Genomic DNA, 23,996 nt, shown 5'->3' on the forward strand with positions numbered 1-23,996 from the left:
GTGCCGCAAATCACCATTGTCATCCTGCAATACCGGCCTGACGCTGCGGCGCTGCGGCGCACGCTGGCTTCGCTGGCGATGCAGGACACGCGCGATTTCGCCGTGGTGCTGGGCGACGACGGCTCGGCGCAGGACTATTTTGCCGAGAGCCGTGCGTATTTAGCGGCGCACGGCATCACCGACGTGCAGACCACGAAGCTGCAGCCGAACGGCGGCACCGTGAAAAACGCCCGGAATGCTGTGCGCGCCGCCGCGACCCGATGGGTGCTCATGCTCTCACCGGGGGATTTCCTCTACGACAGCGAAACGCTGCGCTGGTGGCTGGGGCGCTTGCAGGCCGACGAGCCGCACGTGGCCTTCGGCAGGCAGGCCTACTTCACCCCCGATCCGCCGCAGCCCACGGCAGGCGAGACACCCTTTGACCGCACACCCTATGACCCCGCCCACTACGACGCCAAGGCCATCCGCCGAAACCTGCTATTGTACGACGACGGGATCAGCGGCGCGGGGCTTGTGTACGAGCGGGCGCTTTTCCTCTCGGCGCTGGACAAGATGGCCGACCATGTGCGGCTGGCCGAGGATTTCTCCCTGCGACTTTTCGCTGTGCAGGGGGTGCGCATCACCCGATATGACCGGCTGACCGTCTGGTACGAGTACGGCGGCGGCGTCTCGACCGATGCAGCTGCCCGTGCCCGGATGCTGGGCGACTGGCGCGCCATGCTGGAGGTGCTGCGGGCGGAATACCCCCGCGACCGCACGGTGCGCCTGGCCTATGAATATTACTTCAACGACCGCCGCAAGTCCCGCCTTGTGCGCGGGCTGGTGGGGCGGCTCATCGTGCCGCAGAACGCCCCCTTCAAAAAAGCCCAGCGCGCCTGGAAGCCGCCCACCAACGGCGACGCGGCAAAACTGCGCACTGTGTACGAATTTGCGGAAAAGGAGAACGCCGCCGAATGATGCCGCTTTTACAAAAATCAAAGACTGCCGCACGCGACTGGCTGCAGGGTATCGATACCGCGCTGCTGCGCACGGTAGCGGCGGCTGCAGCGCTGTGCATGCTGCTGGCGCACGGGTTCGCCTTCACGAATCTGTTCCCCAACCATGACAGCACTGTGCTGGTGTTCGATGCCCAGTGGACGATGTATGTGCTGGGGCGCTGGGCGCAGAACCTGTATTTCCCGCTCGTGCGCGGAAAAATCGCTGCGCCGTGGCTGATCGGCGCGTTTAGCATCGTGTATCTGGCGCTGACGAGCTACTGTATCACATCGCTGCTGCACCTGAAAAAGTGGTCGGCGGCACTGCTTACCGGCCTGCTGGGAACTTGCGCCTCGGTCACGGCACAGCTGGCGACCTACACCTACGAGACGGACGCCTACCTGCTGGCAATGCTGCTGGCCTGCGCCGCCGTCTGGTGTACCGAGCGGCTGCCCCGGCTGTGGGGCTATCTGGGTGCGGCGGTCTGCCTGTGCGGCTGCTTGGCGCTGTATCAATCCTACATCCAGTTCGCGGTGGGGCTGTACCTGCTGCTGCTTTTGCAACGTGCACTGCAAGGCGCAGAGTGGCGGCACTGGCTGCGTCAGGGGGTGTGCGCTTTAGCGGCATTGGCGTTGGGCACGGCACTGTATCTCGTGTCGCTCAAAGTTTCGCTGGCGGTCACGGGCTACCGATTGGCCGACACTGGCAACGGCCTGACGCAACTGCTTCGTCTGGGGCCTGCGTCGGTGCTGGCGGGCATCCCGGCGACCTATGGCAACTTTTTCAAGACGCTGTTCGGCTATTCCGGCTGGAATGACCGGGGCATGCGGGCGGCCACCGCACTGCTTTTTGTGTTGACGGCGGCGGGGCTTGCGCTGCGGCTGCGTGGGCGCGGCGGGCGCATGGCTGCCCAAGTGCTGTGGGCGGTGGCGCTGCTGCCGCTGGGGCTGAATGTCAGTCATCTGCTGGCATCCGGCAATGTGTATATCCTGATGCAGCACGCGCTGTTCCTTGTTTATCTTGTACCGATGCTGCTTTTTGACGGGGCAGCGCTTACCCCCGCTGATTGGAAAGTGGGTGGGGTACTCGTCAAACTACTCTGCGGTTTTCTGATCCTGCGCAATATTCTCTGCGCCAACGGCGCGTATGTCTACACGAAGCTTGTCTATGACAACACCGCCCGCCAGATGACGCAGATCATGGCCGACGTGGGCAAGCTGGACGGCTACGAGCCGGGCACAACGCCGGTGGCCTTCGTGGGCAGCTTTACCGATTCTCAGCTAGCCTACCATGACCCGGCGTTCAGCCGCTATGAGGAGGGCGACCTGCATCAGGTGAACTCCGCCGTGACCTATGACGGCACGATCAAGTGGTGGTTCCAGCATGTCATGGGCAGCAGCGCCGCCGTGATTGCGGACAGCGGCACATTGATCGCGCTGGGCGAGACCCCGGCTGTGCAGGCTATGCCGCTTTACCCGGCAAACGGGTACTGCGCCATGGTGGACGGCACCGCCGTTATCAAACTGTCTGACTGAAAGAAAGGCAAAACTATGATCATCCAGACCATCAGCATGAAGAGCATTACGGCCGAGGGGCTGGGTACGCTCTCGGTCTTTGAGGGCGGCCACGACGTCCCCTTTGACATCAAGCGCATCTACTATATTTATGGCGCGCCGCAGGGTACCCAGCGCGGCGGCCACGCCCACAAGGCGCTGCGGCAGGTGCTGTGGTGCCCCTACGGCAGCATCCTCATCCGGCTGGACGACGGCCACGAAAAGAGCGAGGTGCTGCTGGACGACCCCGCCAAGGGACTGATTGTGGAGCACAACATCTGGCGCGAGATGATCTGGCAGCAGGAGAACTCCGTGCTTTGCGTTGCGGCGGATTCCTACTACGAGGCGGCAGATTATATCCGTGACTACGACGAATTTCTGAAGACCGTACAGGCGAAGGGGTAAACCGTGCTGAATGTTATGCTTCTGTCCGCCGGGGTCACGACCGGCTGGCATCTGGCGCAGGTGGCGCAGCGGGCGTTCGGCGACGAGATCTGCCTGCACCTCTGCGATACGAACCCGCGCGAGCTTGTCCCTGCGGCGGCGCTGGGCGGGGCGTTCCACCGGGTACTGCCGCTGGCCGACCCGGCGTATGAACAACAAATTCTCGATCTGTTGCAGGAAAATCATATTGATGTGCTGATTCCGCTCATCGATCAGGATCTATTCACTTGGGCGGCGGACGCCCCGGCGCTGCAGGCACTGGGGGTGCGCTCCACCGCGCCGCTGCGCCACACGGCGGAACTGCTCAGCGACAAAAAGGCCATGGCAGAATTTTTGCAGGCGCACGGTCTGCCCACCCCGCCGCTGGTTGCGCCGGAGGCAATGGAACAGGGGCGCGCCTACGTGGAAAAACGGGAGGTCGGCTGCGGCTCCATCGGGCTGCGTACCGTGGTCGGGGGCGAGGGCTACACGCCGCACCCCGGCAGCATTCTGCAGGAAAAGTGCGACGGCGGCGACACCGAGATCACCGCCGAAATCTTCAACGCGCAGGGAAAGCTGCGGGTCTTCTGCCGGGAGCGCGTCGCGACGAAGTCCGGCGTCTGCACGAAGATGCGCCCGCTGGACGTGCCGGAAATCGAGGACTACATCCGAACCCTGACCGGTCTGCTGCCTTGCCCGGCGGCGTTCTGCGCGCAGTTCATGCAGCACCGCGGGCGGTGGAACCTCATCGACTGCAACCTGCGCATCGGTGCGGGCACGGCGATGGCTTCCGCCGCCGGCTTCCAGCTGGTGCGGGCATTCTGGGCGAACCTCTGCGACCAGCCCGTGCCCGACGCATGGCTGCAGCCCGACCCCACGGTCAAAGCCGTGCTGCGGGTCTATCAGGAAGTGGTGATCCGGTGACGCTGTACTGCGATGTGGATGGCACGCTGCTGGACAGCAGTGCCCGCCACGAAAAACTGCTGCGCGACCTGCTGGCGGCGCGGGGACTGCTCTGGCCTGCCGCCGCGCCGGATTACCTGCGCTACAAAGCCGACGGCCACAGCACAAAGGCGTGGCTGATGCTGGCCGGGTTTGCGCCGGAAACCTGCGCCGAGCTGGCCGATGCTTGGCGCACTGGCATCGAGCAGCCCGAATATCTGGCGCTGGACACGGTCTACCCCGACACGCTGCCGTTTTTGCAGGCCATGCGGGCAGCAGGGCGGGACGTCGTGCTGATCTCGGCACGGCAGAACGCCGACGCGCTGCGGCAGACGCTGGCGCGCTGCGGCATTCTGCCGTTAGCGGTGGAGCTTTTGGTCGTGCCGCCGGTGCACGCTGACCGCCGCAAGGCGGAGCTGCTGCGCCCCCGCATCGCCCCCGGCGACGTTATGCTGGGCGATACCGAGGTGGACAAGAGCTGCGCCGAGCTGCTGGGGCTGCCGTGGATCGTGCTGGATCGAGGCTTCCGCAGTGCCGTCTACTGGCAGGCGCACGGCGTGCAGCCGGCGCACGATCTACACGAAGCCGCCCGGCGGTTACAAAATTTGCCATAACACGATAAAAAAGAGGTACCCACCATGAACCAGCCCAAGGTCAGCGTGCTGATCTCGTTTTACAATCTGGCACCCTATGTCGACAAGACGATGGAGACTGTACTTGCACAGAAGACGAATTTCCCGGTCGAAGTCCTCTGCGCGGACGACGGCTCCGACGATGGGACGATCGAAAAGCTGCGCGTCTGGGAAGAAAAATATCCCGATACCGTGCGTGTTTTTGTGATGGATCGCATCCCCGGCGCAAAATATGAGGCCAACGAGCGCATCAAGCGGATGAACGCCATCCGTGGGCGGCTGTTCTACGAGGCCAAGGGCGAGTACGTCAGTTATCTGGACGGCGACGACTTCTACACCGACGACCACAAGCTGCAAAAGCAGGTCGACGTGCTGGACGCCGACGTCGAGCACAAATACATTGGCTGTGGTCACAACGGCTGCTATTATTGGGAGAGCACCGGCAAGACCGTCCCCATCGAGCGGCCAATCCGGGAGTGCAGCCTGACCGCCGAGGAATATTGGAGCTTTTTGTACATCCACACGAACGCGCTGCTGCTGCGCAACATCGGCCTGCAGGGCATCGACCCGTACAAGAGCGGCATCCCCATCATCGATAACCCGCTGACCTTCCAGTTTTTGCCCTACGGCGACATCTACTATCTGCCAGACTGCATGTTCAACTACCGCCAGATCGAGGGCAGCACCTACCACCGCCGCAGCCCTTACCAGAACGACATCCTCACGGCGCTGATTTTGTACGAGCAGCGCTGCATCACCCGCAAATTCGACGCGGCGGGGCTGGTGCGCTTTCTGCGCGAGTACGAAGACCTGTATAAAGCGCGCAAGGACCCGCGTCTGACGCAGGACGCCCAGACCTACATGGAAAACCTGCACACCTACCACGCCGACCGTCTGCGCCGCATCGTCAACTACAATAACGAAAGTGCGCTGTCCCGCCTGTGGTGCGAGGTGGAAAACCCCGTATGGTTCTTTATCACGAAGGTCTGCCGCCATTTTATCTGGAAGCCCAAGGTGCGGGCCCTGCTGGAAGAGGCACGTATCAAAACCGAAAAAGGGGAGTGCTGAATCATGGAAGAAATGAACGAACTGACCGCCGAAGAACGGGCCCGCATTTTACAGCATGAGCTGGAGGCCGTCTACGGTTCGTCGTCGTACAAGATTGGCCGCGCCGTGACCTGGCTGCCCCGCCATGCGAAAAAGGCGCTGGCGTACCTTGCCCACAACGGCCCGACCATCAGCGCCAAATATCTGTATACCTACGCGAAATATCACAAGGTCGCCAACAAGGAATACGCCTACTGGGCTTGCCTGCAAAAAAAGGACTACCCCGAGGCGCTGAAAAAATGGTTTCAGGAGACAAACTACACTCACACACCGCTCGACCTCGAACACCCCAAGACCTTCAGCGAGAAGACCCAGTGGCTCAAGCTGTACGGCGGGTTCGAGGATGTCTATCCCCTCGTTGACAAGTATGCCGTGCGCGAGTGGGTCAAGGAGAAGATCGGCGAGGAATACCTTATCCCGCTGCTGGGCGTCTGGGATCGCTTTGACGACATCGACTTCGACAAGCTGCCGGACAAGTTCATGCTGAAGGTCAACCACGGCGCGGGCTGGAACATCGCCGTGCAGGATAAATCCAAGTTCGATAAGGCGGATGCCAAGCGGAAGATCGAGGGCTGGCTTAAGCTGAACTACTGCTACCTGATGGGCGGGTTGGATGTGCAGTACATCCACATAAAGCCGCGCATCATCGCTGAAAAGTTCATCGAAAACGACGGCGGCGACCTCTACGATTACAAAATTTTCTGCTTCAACGGCGAGCCGAAAATTATTTTGCATATTGAGGAGCGCTATACCGACAAGGAGGAACGGATGTTCTTTCTGGATACCGACTGGAACCAGCTGCCCTTCAACATCAATGTGCCGCTGGAACTGGACGCCGATCTGCCCCGCCCGGCGAACCTTGAAAAAATGCTGGACATTGCCCGCACGCTGAGCCAAGGCTACACTGCCGTGCGCGTCGACCTGTACTCGCTCAATGACGGCAGCATCAAGTTCGGCGAGATGACCTTCACCACCGAGAGTGGCATCTCCCGCTGGCACCCCGAGAGCGCGAACGACTTCATGGGCAGCCTGATCCACCTGCCCGGTGTCGACGACGCCCCGGCGGAGGGCAACGCGTGACGCCCGCCGTCAGCGTCATCGTCCCGGTCTACAAGGCCGAGGCGACCCTCGACGCCTGCGTCGAGAGTATCCTTGCGCAGACGTTCCCGGACTTTGAGCTGCTGCTCATCGACGATGAAAGCCCGGACCGCTGCCCGGAAATGTGCGATGCCTGGGCAAAAAAAGACCTGCGCATCCGCGTTTTGCACCCGGCTAAGGCCGGGCCCGGCCCGTCCGGCGCGCGCAACGCCGGGGTGCAGGCCGCCGCGGCCCCCTGGCTGACGATGGTGGACAGCGACGACACGATAGCGCCCGACCTTGTGGAAAAGCTGTTGGCGGGCGCGGAGACCACCGGCGCAGAGCTGGTGATCTGCAACGGCTGCCCCGTGACCGAGGATGGCGCACAGCACCCGCTGCCCGCCGACGAGCAGTTCACGAAGGACACGCTGCTGGACGTAGATGCGTTCTGGGACGCCTTCCATACGCCGTGGATCAACCAGTTCACCGGCACGGCCCACCGCCTCTACGCCGCAAGGCTTTTTGACGGCGTGCGCTACCCCGTGGGCCTGCTCCACGAGGATTACTACGTGCTGCCGGATTTAATTGCACATTGCAGCGCTGTTTACTGCATGGCCTTTACGGGTTATTATGTGCTGCGCCACGCGGGCAGCATCACCGACGGTGCGCGCCATGAGGTGCGCCTGGCCATGACGAAAGGCGACATCCACCGCGCCGAATACTTTTTGCACAACGGCTGGTATGACCGCGCCGAGGGTGCGCTGACCGATGCTGCGCTGTTTTTACACGACAACAAGCGCGCCTACGATTTGACCAAGCCAGGTCACCGCGCGGAATTTGCCGAGACAAAACGTGAGCTTTGCCGCGTGTACAATGCGCTGGCCGCCCAAAAAGGGAGCGCGTCGATGAAACTGCGGGCCGCCGCACTGAGGGCGGGGCTGGGCGTGTTTGCCATGTATGTGAGAGCGCGGGGGTGACGGGCAGAGCCCCTCCGGCCATCGCTGCGCGCGGCCGCCCCCCCAACAAAACCGCCAACAAAAGGAGCCCCCTCATGCCCACCGTCACCGTTATTATCCCGGTCTATAAGGTCGAGCGCTATCTCGACGCCTGTGTGGAGAGCGTTGTGCGGCAGAGCTATGCGGACTTGGAGATACTCCTCGTCGACGACGGCAGCCCGGACCGCTGCCCGGCGCTCTGCGATGCCTGGGCAGAAAAGGACCCGCGCATCAAGGTCATCCACCGGGAGAACGGCGGTCTGTCCGCCGCGCGCAACTCCGGCATCGACGCCGCCATGGGCGAGTTTTTGCTGTTCGTTGACAGCGACGACTTATTAGAACCCGACGCCGTCCGCCGCGCGGTGGACGCCCAACGGCAGCAGGACGCTGATCTGGTCATCTTCAACCTGACCTACGTCGATGAAGAGAACCGCCCGCTGCCGCAGCCGGATTTCAGCGGCTTTACGGATGAGATCCTCGACGAGGACGGCGTCTGGCAGCGCTGCTTTGCACTGGCGGAAACAAGGATTTACTACGTTGTGGCGTGGAATAAGCTCTACCGCCGCAGCCTGTTCCAACACCTGCGCTATGCCCCGGGCAAACGGTATGAGGATCAGTTCCTGCTGCCCCACCTGCTGGCACAGTGCAAAACCATTGCCTGCCTGGCCGCGCCCGGTTACCGCTACGTGCAGCGCAGCGGCAGCATCATGGCGCAGGGGTCGAGCCGCACCTATCTGGACCGGCCCGAGTACCTGCTGGACTGGTGCGCCTACTTTACCAAAAAGGGCGATGCCCTGCGGGCCGAGGGGCTGCTGAACGACGCCATACAGAACCTTGCCGAAAAGCAGTGCTTTGACCTGTCCACACCCGCCCAACGGGCCCGCTACCGCGCCGCCTGCCGCGCCTGTGCCGACAGCTACACCGCGCTGGCCGCGGCTACGGGGCAGCGCTCGATGCGTCTGCGCGCCGCGCTGCTGCGCATCGGTCTGCCCGCCTACCAAGCCTTTTTGAAACACAAAACCTAAGGAGTTCCACGCATGGAAAAAACGCAACTGCAAAACTACCATGTCCACTACGGCCCGGCCCAGGGCTGGAGCCGTGTCGACCTGCGCGAGCTGTGGCGCTACAAGGACCTGATCTGGCTCTTTGTCAAGCGCGATTTCAACGTCATGTACAAGCAGACGGTGCTGGGCCCGGCGTGGATCTTAATTAACCCGCTCATGTCCACGGCCATGTACTGCGTCATGTTCGGCACGATTGCCCAGCTGTCCACCGACGGCGTGCCGCAGATTCTGTTCTATCTGGCCGGCACGGCGCTGTGGGGCTTCTTCTCGTCCTGCATCAACAAGGTGTCGGGCACGTTCACGACGAACTCCAACATCTTCAGCAAGGTGTATTTCCCGCGGCTGGCCATGCCGATTTCGACGGTGATCTCCGGCCTTATCAACTTTCTTGTGCAGTTTGCACTGTTTTTCATCCTGCTGCTTGTCTACCTTGCCAAAGGCGAGGTCAGCCCGCACTGGGGTATGCTGCTGCTGTGCGTGCCGCTGGTGCTGCAGGTCGGCCTGCTGGGCCTTGGCTGCGGCATCATCGTGTCCAGCCTGACGACCCGCTACCGCGATCTGATGGTCGTTGTTACCTTCGGCGTCCAGCTGTGGATGTACGGCTCGCCCGTCGTCTACCCGCTGTCGATGATCACCCACCCCGTCCTGCGCGCGGTCATGGTCATCAACCCCATGACCGCACCGATGGAGAGCTTCCGTTATATCTTCTTCGGCACCGGGCAGGTCACGGGCGTCATGTGGGCGTCGTCGCTGATCTGGACCGTTGCGCTGCTGGCGCTGGGACTGTCGCTTTTCAGCAAGGTCGAAAAGACCTTCGTCGATACGGTGTAAGGGGGCGCGAGTATGCGTGAAAATTCGTTGATGATTCGCGTCGAGAACGTGAAAAAGCAGTACCGCTTGGGGCAGATCGGCGGCGGCACGCTGCGCGGCGACCTGCAAAGCTGGTGGGCCCGCAAGCGCGGCAAGGAGGACCCGAACACCCTCATTGGCACCGACCAGCGCCTGATCGGTACGACGTTTATGGCGCTGAACGGCGTCAGCTTCACGGTCAACAAGGGCGAGGCCGTCGGCATCATCGGCTCGAACGGCGCGGGCAAGTCCACGCTGTTAAAGCTGCTGACCCACGTCACAGCCCCCACCTCCGGCGATATTGACCTGTATGGCCGCGTCGCCTCGATGCTCGAGGTCGGCACCGGCTTCCACCCCGAGATGACGGGCCGAGAAAACGTCTACCTGAACGGCGCGATTTTAGGTATGACCCGCGCCGAAATTGACGCCAAGATGGCGGAAATTATTGAGTTCTCCGAGGTCGGCGACTTTATCGACACGCCGGTCAAACGCTATTCCAGCGGCATGTTCGTGAAATTGGCATTCTCCGTTGCCGCCCATCTGGACAGCGAAATTATGATCATGGACGAGGTCCTCGCCGTCGGTGACATGAAGTTCCAGAAAAAGTGCCTGACCAAGATGCGCCAGGCCGCCCGGCGCGACGGCAAGACCGTCCTCTACGTCAGCCACAACATGGCGACGATCCGCGACCTGTGTGACCGCTGCATCGTGCTGGACAAGGGCAAGGTCATCTTCGACGGCGACGTGGACGAGGGCATCGCGCTGTACCTCTCCACCAAGTCGCAGGAGGCATCCTTCATCGACTACTCGGGCGTCAAGCGCGACAACTGGTTCAAGCGCGACAACATCCGTCTGCAGTCCGTTGAGCTGCTCGACGCCGACAATGAGGTGCTCGAGCGCCGCAAGCCGGTCACGGTGCGCTACCGCGTCCATGTCAACGAGGCTGTCGCGGACGTGGGTCTGCGGCTGGAAATGCGCGACGAGGTCGGCAACCCGCTGGGCGCGACCTGCGTCTATGGGCTGGATCTGCAGCCCGGGTATACGACGTTCACGGCGCGGTATGATTTGAGCGTGCTGGCCCCCGGCAAGTACGGCAGCTATTTCACCGTCATCACCCAGGGCGAGGGCGGCGCGCATACGGTGGAGGACTGGGTCCCCGGCATGATGTTCCGCATGGTGGACACCCTGACCGAGGGCGAGACCGAGTGGAACACCACCGCATGGGGCCCCATCGAGCTGCCCACCGCCGCCGTGGTGGAGGTGCAGCATGACTAAGGTCGCGGCGCTCTACATCGCCACCGGCAGGTACACGGTGTTCTGGCCGGAATTTTACGAGAGCGCCGAGAAATACCTGCTCAAGGACTGCGAGGTCCACTACTTTGTCTTTACCGACACCGCGACCCTGCCCGGGGACGACAACCCCCGCGTGCATATCTGTGCGCAGGAAGCCTACTCCTGGCCGTTTGCCACGCTGCGCCGGTTTGAGATTTTTTTGAAGCAGGAGCAGGCGCTGAAAGCGTTTGACTACATCTTCTTCTTCAATGCCAACGCCGAGTTCATGCAGCCCGTCACGCGGGAGATGCTTTTGCCCCGCGCTGAAAAGGGCGAGCACCTGCTGGTCGTGCAGCACCCGTCGTTCTACGCCAAACCGAACTATGAGTTCACCTATGACCGCAACCCCCGCAGCACGGCCTGTATCCCCTACGGGCTGGGCAAATACTACGTCTGCGGCGGCGTCAACGGCGGCGAGGCGGCGGCATTTTTGCAGCTTTGCCACACGCTGGATGCACGCATCCGCCGCGACCTGCAGCGCAACGTCATTGCGCTCTGGCACGATGAATCCCAAATCAACCGGTATATCCTGTTCCGCAAAGACTTCCGCGTGCTGACCCCGGCGTTCTGCTACCCCGAGGGCTGGGACCATCTGCCGTTCCCCTGCATCATCCGCATCCGCAGTAAGGCGCGGTATATCGACATTCCGGCGCTGCGCAAGGACGCGCCGGAGACGAAGCTCTCCCCGGCGGTGGCGCGGTGGAACCACTTTGCCATGCGCGCCGCGCGGTGGACGCAGAACCATATTTTCAAAAAAGGAAGCTGACCGATGACCGATACAAGCTGGCAAAACCGTGTGACCCTGCTGGTCAACAGCTGCGACGCCTACGCCGATTTGTGGCAGCCGTTCTTTACGCTGCTCAAGCGCTATTTTGTGCCGCTGCCTGCGGAAATCCTGCTGAACACCGAGACAAAGGACTTCGCCTTTGACGGGCTGAATCTACGCTGTGTGCACAGCACCGCGCCGACCTACGGCGAGCGGATGACAGACGCCCTGCGCGAGGTGAAAACCGAGTACACGCTGCTGCTGCTGGATGACTTTTTCCTGCGGCGGCCCGTGGATATTGCGCGGCTGGCGGACATCGTCCGCTGGATGGACGCGGATCGGGACATCGTTTATTTCAACAGCGACGTGACCGCCGCGGTGTGTGATTTGGAGGTGGACCGCTACCCCGGCTACCGCCGCCTGCCCGCCGGCAACCGCTATACGCTGAATTTGCAGGCTGCCGTCTGGCGCACGGCCAAATTTGCTGCCTACTGGCAGCACAAGGTCAGCCCATGGGACTGGGAGGAGCGCTGCAACGTGCTGACCGCCGCCCACCCGCGGGATAAGTTCTACTGTGTTACGCGAGAGGATGCGCGGTTCCTCGACTACGGCTACCACGGCGGCCAGTGGATGGGCATCTGCCACGGCCAGTGGGTGGAATCTGACGTTGTGCCGCTGTTTGAGAAGGAGGGCATCGAGGTCGATTTCTCAAAGCGCGGCTTCATAGACCTCGAGAACCGCCCCGCCAGCCTGAACAAAAGCGCGGACCGCGCCGAGCGCTATGCCCGCGTGCGCGCCTGTCTGGGGACGGCGTACCTGCTGCCGTATTTTGTATTCTGCCGCCGGTGCAATCTGTATTCCAAGCGGAACCACTGCGCCGTCGATGAGGATTATTTCCACTATTTGCAGCGCAAGGCCGATTTGCAGAATAAGACCGGCAAAAAAATCTGGTTCGGGCCGATGCAGCGATAAAAAGCCGATGAAAAGCCTCCCCCTTGGGGGAGAGTGGCCGCAGGCCGGGTGAGGGGCAGCTTTGCCGAGATGACCCGATTATGGGTTGTAATGGCGGGGTCTGTCCTCATCAGTCACCTGCGGTGACAGCTTCCCCGAGGGGGAAGCCTTTGCATGCTAACGAAAAAAGGATATGCAACAGAAAAGCTCTGCTGCATATCCTTTTATTTTTTACCGGTAATCAATCGGCAGCGTCGGCAGGCCGTTCAGGCTCCAATCGGCTAAATTGCCGTCCTGAAACTCGTAATACCCCTGCGCGGCGATCATCGCGCCGTTGTCGCCGCAGTATTTCAGCTCGGGCAAAAAGACCTTTGCGCCGAGCTTCTGCGCGCCGTCGTTGACCAGCTGGCGCAGACGGCCATTGGCGGCGACGCCGCCGGCCAGTACGACCTGCCTGGCGTTTGTGTCCGCCGCCGCGGCCAGCAGCTTTTTGGCCAGGATCTGGTCGATGCGCTCCTGGAAGCTCGCGGCCATGTCGGCCACGTTCACGGTCTGGCCCTTCTGCTCGGCGTTGTGGACCTCGTTGATGACGGCGGTTTTCAGGCCGCTGAAGCTCACGTTGTACTTGCCGTCCACATGGGGCACGGGCAGCTTGTACGCCTTGGGGTTGCCGTCCCGCGCCGCCGCGGCCACGCTGGGGCCGCCGGGGTAGGGCAGACCCAGCGTGCGGGCGACCTTGTCGTAGGCCTCGCCCGCGGCGTCGTCCACGGTGCGGCCTAAGATTTTATAGCGGCACCAGTCCTCGACCAGTACAATGTGGCTGTGCCCGCCGCTGGCGACGAGGCACAGAAACGGCGGCTTCAGATCCTGATGCGTTAAATAGTTGGCCGCAATGTGCCCGCGCAGGTGGTGCACCGGCACAAGCGGTTTGCCCGCCGCGTAGGCCAGCCCCTTGGCAAAGTTGACGCCCACCAGCACCGCGCCGATGAGCCCCGGCGCAAACGTCACGGCTACGGCGTCCACGTCGGCCATCGTCATGCCGGCGTCGGCCAGCGCCTTGTCAACGGTGGCGCTGATATACTCCGCATGGCGGCGGCTGGCGATCTCCGGCACAACGCCGCCGTAGAGCGCCTGCTCTTTGACGCTGGTGGAGATGACGTTGGAGATGACCTTCCGTCCATCCTCCACAATCGCCGCCGCGGTTTCGTCGCAGGTGGACTCGATACCTAAAACATACATATTATCACCCTTTTTAAAGGAGTAGAGTAAAATCTCTTGGCCCCCTCTGGGAGGGGGCTCCGCCCGCAGGCGGTGGAGGAGAGAACTTTGCGGTAATACGAAAAATTTCGGGTAATGGCACAGTTCGCTCCCTCCGCCCCTACGGGGCACCTCCCTCGCCGAGGGAGGCAAGTAGCGCGCGTTCGCGCGAAATATTTAATGTGCCTCCAGCCATGTCTTTCCCACGCCGACCTCCGTCGTCAGGGGAACGCTGTAATGCACGACGTTTTCCATTTCTTCCTTCAAAATGCGCTTGACTTCGTCGATTTCTTCCTCGGGCGCTTCGACGATCAGCTCATCGTGTACCTGCAAAAGCAGACGCGCCTGCAATTTCTCGTCCCGCAGGCGCTGCCAGACGTGGACCATGGCCAGTTTAATGATGTCCGCCGCAGTGCCCTGGATCGGCGTGTTGCGGGCCATCCGCTCGCCGCTGGCGCGCACCTGAAAGTTCGAGCTGGCCAGCTCCGGCAGGGCACGGCGGCGGCCAAACAGCGTCTCGACGTAGCCCTTGTCCTTCGCGTGGGCGATGCAGTCCTTCATATAACCGTCCACCTTCGGGAAGGTGTCGAGGTAGGTCTTTAAGAAAGTGTCCGCCTCCTTGACCGGGATGCCCAGATCCTTGCTCAGGGAGTACGCGCCCTTGCCGTACATGATGCCGAAGTTGATGGCCTTGCTGGCTGAACGCAGCTGCGGCGTGACCTCGCTCTCGGGAATGTGGTAGATTTTGGCAGCGGTGGAGCGGTGGATGTCCGCGCCGTTCAAAAACGCCTGCTGCATGTGCTCGTCGCCTGTGATGTGCGCCAGAATGCGCAGCTCGATCTGCGAGTAGTCGGCGTCCACGAGCGTCTCGCCCGCGCCCGCCACAAAGTAGCTGCGCAGGCGGCTGCCCAGCTCGGTGCGGATGGGAATGTTCTGCAGGTTCGGCTCGGTGGAGGAGATGCGCCCGGTGCGCGCCTCGGTCTGGATGAAGGTCGAGTGGACCCGCCCGTCCGCAGCCTCGGCGTTCAGCAGGCCGTCCACGTAGGTGGACAGCAGCTTGGCGTAGGTGCGGTATTTCAGGATCTCGTCAATGACCGGGCTGTAGGGGCGCAGGCTTTCCAGTGTCTCGGCGTCGGTGGAGTAGCCGCGGGCGTTTTTCTTGCGCGGCGGCAGGCCCAGCTTGTCAAACAGCGCCTCGCCCAGCTGCTTCGGACTGTTTACGTTGAACGAATAACCGACAGTTGTATAAATATTGTTTAAGATCCCGTCCAGCTCGCTGCGCAGGCTGTCGCCGAACGCGCGGATGCCGTCGGCGTCAATCGCAAAGCCGATGCGCTCCATGTCGGCCAGCACCCGGGCCAGCGGCAGCTCCATCACGTCCAGCAGCTTGCGCTGGCCGCTCTCGTCCAGCGCGGCGGCCAGCGTGTCGCACAGGCCCGCCAGCACGCCCGCATCGGGCGCGGCCTCACAGGCAAAGGCGGCGTGTACGCCGTACTCGGCGGCCAGGGAGTGTACCTCATAGCCGCTGGCCGACGGGTTTAAAAGATACGCGGCCAGCTTGCCGTCAAAGCGCAGCGCACTGCCGATGCCGCCGTGCTCCAGCGCCAGGCGGTAAAGCGGCTTTGCGTCGAACGCCCAAAGCTCGGCGCCGCTGTCCAGAATCGCGGCCAGCCGGTCCGTGTCGGGCAGGTAGACGTCCTGCCCCTGCACAAGGTACCAATCGCCGTCGGCGTTCCGGGCGGCGTAGAAGCGGCCCTCCAGCAGCAGCGGCAGGGGGGACGGCTCGACTGTCTCGAGCGGTGCGGCATTCTCGGATGGGGCGGGCGCGGTGCCGCCGTTCAGGCCCCAGCGGTCCACCAGCTTGTGCATTTCCAGCGCGGCCAGCAGCTGCGCGGCGGCAGCGGGGTCACCGGGCTGGCGCAGGTAGGCGGCAGGGTCGGTCTCGATGGGCGCGTCCTTGCGGATCGTGCCCAGCATATAGGACAGGTCGGCCTTGTCGCGGTTGGCGGTCAGCTTGGCGCGCTGCCCCGGCTTGACGGCCTTGTCGTCGATGTTGTCATAGACGCCTTGCAGGCTGCCGAACTTCGAAATCAGCGCCAGCGCGGTTTTTTCACCGATGCCGGGCACGCCGGGGATGTTGTCCGACGCATCGCCCATCAGGCTTTTGACGTCGATGAGCTGCGGCGGCTCGATGCCGTACTTCTCGCGGATGGCGGCGGGGTCCATGGGGATGGTCTCTTTGTTGGTTGCCAGCAACACGGTGGTTGCATCGTCCACAAGCTGCAAGCTGTCGCGGTCACCGGTAGCCAGCAGCGTCGTGCCGCCCGCGGCCTCGCACGCTGCGGCCAGCGTGCCGAGAATATCGTCGGCCTCCCAGCCGGCCTTGCTGACCTGCACAAAGCCAAGGTCGGTCAGCAGCTCCTTCAAAACCGGCATCTGCTGGGCCAGCTCCTCGGGCATGCCGTGGCGGGTGGCCTTGTAGCCGTCGTAGGCGGTGTGGCGGAACGTCGGCGCACGCTCATCCCACGCGATGGCGACGGCGTCGGGCTTGTGCGCCGTCAGCAGGTTGAGCAGTATATTTTGGAAGCCGTAGATGGCGTTGGTGTAGCGGCCATCCTTCGTCGTCAGCAGCTTGATGCCGAAAAACGCGCGGTTGACCAGGCTGTTGCCGTCCAGGACCATGAGTTTCATGCGCAATACTCCTTATAAACAATCTACATTTCAGTATACCACATTTGCGGAAAATATGGTAGAATAGAATGTAAAAATCGAAAAGTCTAAAGCCTTCCCCCGCGGGCGGGGGAAGGTGGCGCGCAGCACCGGATGAGGGGGCGGGCTTACGGCCGGGACCCGGTCACGGGCGGCTGCGCGGACTTTGCCCCTCATCAGCCGCCTGCGGGCGGCAGCTTCCCCCGAGGGGGAAGCCTTTTGGAAAGGAAACTTATGCAGCTACGCAACCTATCCATCCCCACCGGCGCGGTGTTTGCGCCGATGGCCGGCCTGACCGACGCGGCGTGCCGCCATCTGATGGCCGACCACGGCGCGGCCTGGACCGTCAGCGAGATGGCCAGCGCCAAGGCGCTGAACTTCCACGATGAAAAATCCCTGGCTCTGCTGCGGGACAAGCACCCCCACGGCCTGTACGCCATCCAGCTGTTCGGCGCGGAGCCGGAGTCGATGGCCAAGGCAATTCTGTTTGTAAGGGAGCAGGGCATCCAATTTGACATTCTCGACATCAACATGGGCTGCCCCGCGCCCAAGATCACCGGCAGCGGCGCGGGCAGCAGGCTGCTGCTGGACCCGCCGCTCTGCGGGCAGATGGTCGCCGCCGCGCGCAAAGCGCTGGGCGATGATACGCCGCTGACCGTCAAGATGCGCATCGGCTGGGACGCCGACCACCTGACCGGCGTCGAGGTCGCCAAACAGCTTGAGGCCAACGGCGCAGACTTGATCGCCGTCCATGGCCGCACGCGGGAGCAGATGTACATCCCGCCCATCGACACGGCGGCCATCGCGGCCATCAAGCAGGCCGTGTCCGTCCCGGTGCTGGCCAACGGCGACGTGACCACCGCCGACGAAGCCCTTACCTTATTAGAAGCAACCGGCTGCGACGGCGTTATGATCGGGCGCGGTGCGCTGGGCGACCCGTGGCTGTTTGCGCAGGTGCGCGCAGCGCTGTTGGGCGAGGAACGCCCGCCCGAGCCGACGCTGAACCAGCGGATGACCGCTTTGCGCGACCAAATCTACGAAATGTGCGAGGAAAAGGGCGAGTGGGCCGCCATGCCCCAGGCACGCAGCCAGGCCATGCACTATATGAAGGGCCTGCACGGCGCTGCCGCCCTGCGCCGCTACTGCTCGATGCTCGAGCACTTCAGCGATGTGGATACGCTGATCGAGGCGGTGTATAGGTTGCAATAACGTAGGGGCCGGGCATGCCCGGCCCGCAACCTTCCCGTAAAAGCGCAATAACCGGTATGCCGCGGGCCGGACATGTCCGGCCCCTACCGTGGCGCTTCAAAACCGTCCCCTCGTCAATTCGTCCAGATTCTGCTCGTAGCAGGGCAGCATGTGCTCGATGAAATACTCCGCCTCGGGGCTGTGCATGGCGTGCAGGGCGGCCATCTGCTGGGCGTAGGCGGCCTCAAACTCGCGGTTGCCGCCGCGGTCCTCCTCAATGCACTTGATAACGGCGGAAAGCCGGTCCGCGGCCTTTAAAATTTTGCGCTCGGCGTCGTTCAGTACGCTGCCGGTCAGCCAGACCTGGGTCTCGGCCTGTAATTCTTCGGGCTGCAGGCTCGCCATCACGCGGGCGCTCTCGTGCTCCACGGCCTTGTACGCTGTGCGCAGGGCGTCGTTCTTGTACTTGACGGGCGTCGGCATATCACCGGTCAGAATCTCCGGTGCATCGTGGTAAATAGCCGCTGTGGCTACGACCTCGGGCCGCAGGGCCGCGCCGGTGCCCGTGCAGTGCCTGCCGATCAGGCAGAGCGTGTGCGCCAGCATGGCTGTGTCGGCGGTGTGCTCGCTCAGGGACTCGGGGCGGGTGCTGCGCATCAGGCACCAGCGGGTGATGTACTTCATGCGGCTGAACAGCGCGCTGAACGGATAGGTTTTCATCTTCACGCGACCTCCGGTTTGTGGTATAATGGGGCGTATGCAGGGGCCGATGCTCGCCATCGGCCCGGGGGGCGTCAGGCACGCCGCCCCCTACAGCTCTACGGTAAGTATACCACAACTTTCCTCAAAGTGAGGCCCCATAAAGGGGACTATCAATATGCAAACCACAATTTTTAAACAAAAATCGAACTATTGGCGCGTCTTTGCACTCTGCTTTTTCACGGCAGTGCTGCTGTTTGCGCCTCACTGCATCGTGGATGCCGTCGCGGGCGGCGGGTACTTCCACTACGCGGGGGACTTCAACGACCAGCAGATCAACTTTTACCAGTACGCCAACGCCTTTGTCAAAAACGGCGGGTCGTTCAGCTGGGCCACCGACCTGGGCAGCGGGTTTGTCAATTCCTACTCGTTCTACCTGCTGGGCAGTCCGTTCTTCTGGCTGTCCATGGTCGTGCCCGCGCGGCTCATGCCGTGGGCCATGGTGCCGCTGCTCTGCCTGAAAATGGCCGTTGCGGGCGGCGGCGGGTATCTCTGGGCGCGCCGCTGGGTGCGGGACGAGACCTGGAGCATGCTGGCGGGCTGCCTGTATGCGTTTTCCGGGTTCAGCATCTACAACATCTTTTTCAACCACTTTCTGGACGTTGTGGCGCTGTTTCCGTACATGCTGGCCGCGCTGGACGACGCGGTCATCGACGATAAAAAGGGCGCGTTCCCGTTCTGGGTCGCGCTGAACCTTGTCGATAACTACTTCTTCTTCGCCGGGCAGGCGGTCTTTCTCATCATCTATTTCTTCTGCATGGCCGCCGGGCGGCGGTATGAGCTGGGTCTGCGCAAGTTCGTGCGCCTGGCGTGGGAGACAGCTCTGGGCTGTGCCTGCGGGTGCGTGCTGCTGCTCCCGGCGGGGCTGTCGCTGCTGCAAAATCCGCGTACCATCGACCCGTTCAGCGGGTACGGGTATCTGTTCTACGGTAAATCCCAGCAGTACGGCGCGATTTTTTACAGCACCCTGCTCATGCCCGACGCGCCCTATTTCAAGGACCTGTTTCAGGAGGGCATCCTCAAGCACACGAGCCTGACGGCCTATCTGCCGCTGGTCGGTGTCGCGGGCGGGCTGGCGTTCTGCCGCGCAAGGGAGCGCCACCCGTTCACCTACGTTTTAAAGGTCTGCGTCGCCTGTGCGTTTGTGCCGGTGCTGAACAGCGCGTTCTATGCGCTCAACTCGAGCTACTACGCGCGGTGGTACTATATGCCGATTCTGGTTTTGTGCGGTGCAACGTGCTATCTGCTCTCCCGCCCGGCGCTGGCCGAGCAGCGTCTGCCGCGGGCGCTGCGGCTGACGACCTTCCTGACGCTGACGGCGGTGGTGTTTGCCGTTGTGCCGGGCAAGGACGACGACGGCAACACGGTCTTTGGCGTGCTGGACGAGCCCGCGCGGTTCTGGGCTATCTTCGGCATGACGATGCTGGGTATCGTGATTTTTGCGCTGCTGTGGCATTTTTGCCGCCATAAGCGGCGGTGGGGCGCGATTCTGACCGCCGCCGTGCTGGGATTCAGCCTGCTGTACGGCAGTTTGCATCTGTCTCTGACGAAGTACGCCCAGTGGGATGTGGACAGCAATCTGATTGCCGAAACCTATGATTCCGTCGAGGACGTCGCCGCCGCGCTGCCGGACGATGCGTTTTACCGCATTGACGCCTACGGTGCGCACAACAATCTGGGGCTGTGGTTCAACAGGAGCTGCCTGCAATTCTTCAACTCGACGGTTGCGCCGAGTATTATGGCGTTTTACCCCGAGGTCGGCGTCAAGCGGGACGTGAACTCCAAGCCCGACGCCGAGAACTACGCCCTGCGCGGCCTGTTGAGCGTGCGGTACACGCTGGTCGCCAAGGACAAGGAGACCGAGTGGACCGACAAGGATCTGCCCGGCTGGCAGCGCACCGGCGAGACCGACGCCTACGCCCTCTACGAGAACGAAAACTGGGTGCCGATGGGCTTTACCTACGACTGCTACGTGACAGCGGACCAGCTGGAGCGGGTAAGCGAGGAAGAACGCGCCCAGATTTTGTGCCGCGCGATTTTGCTGGACGACGACCAGATCTCCGCCTTTGGCAGCCTGCTGGAACCCTTGCCCGACGAGGAGCTGACCGACCGCGGCGAGGACGCCTACGCCGCCGACTGTGCCGCCCGCCGTGCCGCCGGTGTGGCAGCGTTTACCGCGACGGACACCGGCTTTACCGCAAAGACCGCCTATGACGCGGACGAGCTGGTGTTTTTCAGCGTGCCTTATGACGACGGGTTCAGTGCCACGGTCAACGGTGAGCCCGCCGCAATCGAGAAGGTGGACGACGGCCTGATGGCCGTGTACGTGCCCGCGGGGGAGAACGAGATAGAATTTACCTACCATACGCCCGGATTGAAGGTGTCCGCCTGCGTGAGCGCAGCGGCGATTGCAGTGTATGGGGTGTATTTGCTGGTGATTATAAGGAAACGAAAAAGCCAGCCGGGAAGTAAGCGGTAACATTTGTAGGGAGGGGTCAAGACCCCTCCCTGCGAACCTGTTGGAAAAGGACGCCATTTGCGCGGGCGAAGCCCGCGGGGAGAGCCTCCCCATCAGGGGAGGTGGCCGCGAAGCAGGGCGGAGGGGTTCAGCCCGTTGACGGGCAGCATAGCAAAGCCGCGGGCCGGACATGCCCGGCCCCTACGGACTGCCGTGAATCGTTGTGCACGAGAGGGGCAAGGGAGGGCGGCAGCCCATCCCCTTCCAAGTTGGCGGGTGGTTGACCGGGAATGGGCAGCCACGCAAGGCCCGTCGGAATCCCCCAGTCACCTAACGGTGACAGCCCTTCGGGCCCGGGCCCCTCTGTCGCTCCGCGACATCTCCCCGCGCAGCGGGGAGTCACCCTTTGACAAGGGGGCCTCTACCTCACCCCTGCGGGGGTTCGGGGGAACACCCGAGTTTAAGGTGGAGGAAGGCTCGGCGGCGTTAAGAACGGACAGTAATACTGCGTCCGTTTAGCCGCCGAGACTTCCGACCTCCGCTTTGGGGGTCTTGGGGGCGTGCAGCCCCCAAGTCGCGGGTCCGCTGCGTCGAAACAGCGGCAGTTTTCTTTGCAAGCTTTCTTTTGCTGCCAAAAGAAAGCGAGTTTCCGGGAGGATGCCGTTCATACTTTAGCCGAACCGAGAAAGGAAAAACCATGCCAAACCATGCTGAACAGCTCGCACAGGAGCTGAACTTAAACGTAAAAAACGTGCAGGGCGCGATTGAACTGATCGACCAGGGCAATACGATCCCGTTTATCGCCCGCTACCGTAAGGAAGCCACGGGCTCGATGGATGACCAGGTCCTGCGTGACCTTGGAGATCGTCTGGAATACCTCCGCGGCCTCGATAAGCGCAAGGATGAGGTCACGTCCTCCATCACCGAGCAGGGCGCGATGACGCCCGAGCTGACCGCCGCACTGTCCAAGGCGAAAACCCTCGCCGAGGTCGAGGACATCTACCGCCCGTATAAGCCCAAGCGCAAGACCCGCGCCAGCATCGCCAAGGCGCGCGGTTTGCAGCCGCTGGCCACGGCTATCTTCCGCCAGGACGCCGCATTTGACCCCGAGCGGGCCGCCGCGGACTACCTCAACGACGAGGTCCCCGATGCCGCCGCGGCGCTGGCCGGGGCACAGGATATTATTGCCGAGGCGGTCTCCGATGATGCCGCCTGCCGCGCCGAGCTGCGCCGCTACTACCGCGCGTTTGGCCGTGTCGCCAGCGCCAAGGCCAAGGACGAGGACAGCGTCTACGCCCAGTACTACGACTACGCCGAGCCGCTGAACAAGATCCCCGGCCACCGCGTGCTGGCACTGGACCGCGGCGAGCGCGAGGGCTTTTTGAAGGTCACGATTCAGGTCGACGCCGAGCGTGCCGCGGGCATCGTCAGCTGGATGTTCGCCCGCAAAAAGACCGGCGGCAAAAGCGCCGAGCTTGTGGATGCCGCCGCCCGCGATGCCTACAGCCGCCTCATTCATCCCAGCCTTGAAAACGAGCTGCGCGGCGAGCTGTCCGATGCCGCCGCCGAGGGCGCAATTAAGGTCTTTGGCGATAATCTGCGCCAGCTGCTTTTGCAGCCGCCCATCCGCGGCAAAACGGTCATGGGTCTGGACCCCGGCTACCGCATGGGCTGCAAGGTCGCTGTCGTTGACCCCACCGGCAAGGTGCTGGACACGAACGTCGTCTATCCCGTGCCGGAGTTCAAGCGCGTGGACCAGGCAAAAAAGACCATCAAGGCGATGGTTTTGAAGAACGGCGTCGAGGTCATGGCCATCGGCAACGGCACGGCGGGCCACGAGACGGAGGAATTTGCCGCCGAGGTCATCCGCGAGCTGGCCGACGAAAAGAACCTGCATTTGCAGTATATGGTCGTCAGCGAGGCCGGCGCGTCGGTCTACTCCGCCAGCAAGCTGGCCGCCGAGGAGTTCCCCCAGTTTGACGTCAACCTGCGCAGCGCCGTGTCCATCGCACGCCGCTTGCAGGACCCGCTGGCCGAGCTGGTCAAGATCGACCCCAAGGCCGTCGGCGTCGGCCAGTACCAGCACGACATGCCCCAGAAGCGCCTGAATGAGACGCTGGACGGCGTGGTCGAGGACTGCGTGAACAGCGTCGGCGTCGATCTGAACACTGCCTCCGCGCCGCTGCTGCGCCGTGTGGCGGGCGTCAGCGCAGCCACTGCCAAAAATATCGTCGCCTGGCGTGAGGAGGAGGGCGCGTTCACCTCCCGTGCGCAGCTGAAAAAGGTCAAGGGCCTCGGCCCCAAGGCGTATGAGCAGTGCGCGGGCTTCCTGCGGCTGCCCGAGGCGAAGAACCGCCTGGACGCCACCGCCGTCCATCCCGAAAGCTACGCCGCCGCCAAGGCCCTGCTGGACGCCTGCGGCTACACGGCTGCCGAGATCGGTACAGACAAGCTGGCAGATCTGCCCGGCGTCGTCAGGGCCAAGGGGGCCGGGACCCTCTGTGAGGCGCTGGGCGTGGGCGAGCCGACGCTGAACGATATTGTGGCCGAGCTGTGCAAGCCGGGACGCGACGTCCGCGACAGCCTGCCCAAGCCGCTGCTGCGCAGTGACGTCATGGGTCTGGACGATCTGAAGCCCGGCATGGAGCTGACCGGCACTGTGCGCAACGTCATCGACTTCGGCGCGTTCGTCGATCTGGGTGTGCATCAGGACGGCCTGGTCCACGTTTCACAGATCAGCGATAAATTTATCAAGCACCCGCGCGAGGTACTCAAGGTCGGCGACATTGTGCGGGTCAAGGTGCTGAATGTGGACACCGCCAAGAAACGCATCGCCCTGACGATGAAGGGCGTGCCCCAACAAAACTAATACAAAACCGGCACGAACATATATAAATGTTGCATATAAAAGAAGACGGTGTTAAGACTTTAACGAGATAAGTCGTGCATTTACACCAAA

Annotated in this window: 19 protein-coding genes; 16 read left to right on the forward strand and 3 right to left on the reverse strand. The window is 62.6% G+C overall.

The window, feature by feature from the left end:
• The 13 genes from B5D32_RS02055 to B5D32_RS02110 all read left to right on the forward strand — a co-directional run bounded on the left by B5D32_RS02055 (position 1) and on the right by B5D32_RS02110 (position 12,687).
• The gene (locus B5D32_RS02055; protein WP_159446959.1) at positions 1-957 is read left to right on the forward strand and encodes a glycosyltransferase; all 957 of its coding nucleotides are present in this window, start codon (positions 1-3) and stop codon (positions 955-957) included.
• Positions 954-2,510 (forward strand): glucosyltransferase domain-containing protein, encoded by a 1,557-nt coding sequence (locus B5D32_RS02060; protein ID WP_078783428.1) that lies wholly within the window; start codon positions 954-956, stop codon positions 2,508-2,510. The genes B5D32_RS02055 and B5D32_RS02060 overlap by 4 nt, the downstream gene beginning before the upstream one ends.
• A 15-nt stretch (positions 2,511-2,525) precedes the next feature.
• Positions 2,526-2,933 (forward strand): sugar 3,4-ketoisomerase, encoded by a 408-nt coding sequence (locus B5D32_RS02065; protein WP_078783429.1) that lies wholly within the window; start codon positions 2,526-2,528, stop codon positions 2,931-2,933.
• A gap of 3 nt (positions 2,934-2,936) precedes the next feature.
• Positions 2,937-3,875 (forward strand): ATP-grasp domain-containing protein, encoded by a 939-nt coding sequence (locus B5D32_RS14775; protein WP_143402647.1) that lies wholly within the window; start codon positions 2,937-2,939, stop codon positions 3,873-3,875.
• On the forward strand, positions 3,872-4,507 hold the full coding sequence (locus B5D32_RS02070) for an HAD family hydrolase (protein WP_159446960.1): 636 nt from the start codon (positions 3,872-3,874) through the stop codon (positions 4,505-4,507). Before B5D32_RS14775 ends, B5D32_RS02070 begins: the two co-directional genes overlap by 4 nt.
• Before the next feature lie 24 nt (positions 4,508-4,531).
• Entirely contained in the window at positions 4,532-5,593 is a 1,062-nt protein-coding gene (locus B5D32_RS02075) for a glycosyltransferase family 2 protein (RefSeq protein WP_078783431.1), read from the forward strand.
• 3 nt (positions 5,594-5,596) lie between these two features.
• Positions 5,597-6,712, forward strand: coding sequence for an ATP-grasp fold amidoligase family protein (locus B5D32_RS02080; RefSeq protein WP_078783432.1), 1,116 nt, complete (start codon positions 5,597-5,599; stop codon positions 6,710-6,712).
• Positions 6,709-7,686, forward strand: coding sequence for a glycosyltransferase family 2 protein (locus B5D32_RS02085; protein WP_159446961.1), 978 nt, complete (start codon positions 6,709-6,711; stop codon positions 7,684-7,686). Before B5D32_RS02080 ends, B5D32_RS02085 begins: the two co-directional genes overlap by 4 nt.
• Before the next feature lie 74 nt (positions 7,687-7,760).
• On the forward strand, positions 7,761-8,729 hold the full coding sequence (locus B5D32_RS02090; protein ID WP_078783434.1) for a glycosyltransferase family 2 protein: 969 nt from the start codon (positions 7,761-7,763) through the stop codon (positions 8,727-8,729).
• Between the two features lie 12 nt (positions 8,730-8,741).
• On the forward strand, positions 8,742-9,599 hold the full coding sequence (locus B5D32_RS02095) for an ABC transporter permease (protein WP_078783435.1): 858 nt from the start codon (positions 8,742-8,744) through the stop codon (positions 9,597-9,599).
• Positions 9,600-9,611: 12 nt separating this feature from the next.
• Entirely contained in the window at positions 9,612-10,892 is a 1,281-nt protein-coding gene (locus tag B5D32_RS02100; RefSeq protein WP_078783436.1) for an ABC transporter ATP-binding protein, read from the forward strand.
• On the forward strand, positions 10,885-11,715 hold the full coding sequence (locus B5D32_RS02105) for a family 6 glucosyltransferase (RefSeq protein ID WP_078783437.1): 831 nt from the start codon (positions 10,885-10,887) through the stop codon (positions 11,713-11,715). Before B5D32_RS02100 ends, B5D32_RS02105 begins: the two co-directional genes overlap by 8 nt.
• A gap of 3 nt (positions 11,716-11,718) precedes the next feature.
• Entirely contained in the window at positions 11,719-12,687 is a 969-nt protein-coding gene (locus tag B5D32_RS02110) for a hypothetical protein (protein ID WP_078783438.1), read from the forward strand.
• 210 nt (positions 12,688-12,897) lie between these two features.
• Here the strand turns inward: B5D32_RS02110 and tsaD are convergent, their stop codons facing one another.
• A complete protein-coding gene (tsaD, locus tag B5D32_RS02115) occupies positions 12,898-13,905 on the reverse strand; it encodes a tRNA (adenosine(37)-N6)-threonylcarbamoyltransferase complex transferase subunit TsaD (RefSeq protein ID WP_078783439.1) in 1,008 nt (335 codons plus the stop codon).
• Between the two features lie 195 nt (positions 13,906-14,100).
• A complete protein-coding gene (locus B5D32_RS02120) occupies positions 14,101-16,614 on the reverse strand; it encodes a DNA polymerase I (protein WP_078783440.1) in 2,514 nt (837 codons plus the stop codon).
• Positions 16,615-16,851: 237 nt separating this feature from the next.
• Here B5D32_RS02120 and dusB point away from each other — a divergent pair, with 237 nt between their 5' ends.
• Positions 16,852-17,841, forward strand: a complete 990-nt coding sequence (gene dusB, locus B5D32_RS02125; RefSeq protein WP_333490655.1) for a tRNA dihydrouridine synthase DusB — start codon at positions 16,852-16,854, stop codon at positions 17,839-17,841.
• 96 nt (positions 17,842-17,937) lie between these two features.
• On the opposite strand, the gene yfbR is transcribed toward dusB, so the two are convergent.
• A complete protein-coding gene (yfbR, locus tag B5D32_RS02130) occupies positions 17,938-18,540 on the reverse strand; it encodes a 5'-deoxynucleotidase (protein WP_078783442.1) in 603 nt (200 codons plus the stop codon).
• A 157-nt stretch (positions 18,541-18,697) separates the two neighbouring features.
• Between yfbR and B5D32_RS02135 the strand changes: the two genes are divergently transcribed.
• A complete protein-coding gene (locus tag B5D32_RS02135) occupies positions 18,698-21,058 on the forward strand; it encodes a YfhO family protein (RefSeq protein WP_078783443.1) in 2,361 nt (786 codons plus the stop codon).
• A gap of 676 nt (positions 21,059-21,734) precedes the next feature.
• Entirely contained in the window at positions 21,735-23,906 is a 2,172-nt protein-coding gene (locus tag B5D32_RS02140) for a Tex family protein (RefSeq protein ID WP_078783444.1), read from the forward strand.
• Positions 23,907-23,996 lie beyond the last annotated feature (90 nt).

The sequence above is a fragment of the Gemmiger formicilis genome (genome assembly GCF_900167555.1).
Taxonomy (GTDB): domain Bacteria; phylum Bacillota; class Clostridia; order Oscillospirales; family Ruminococcaceae; genus Gemmiger; species Gemmiger formicilis.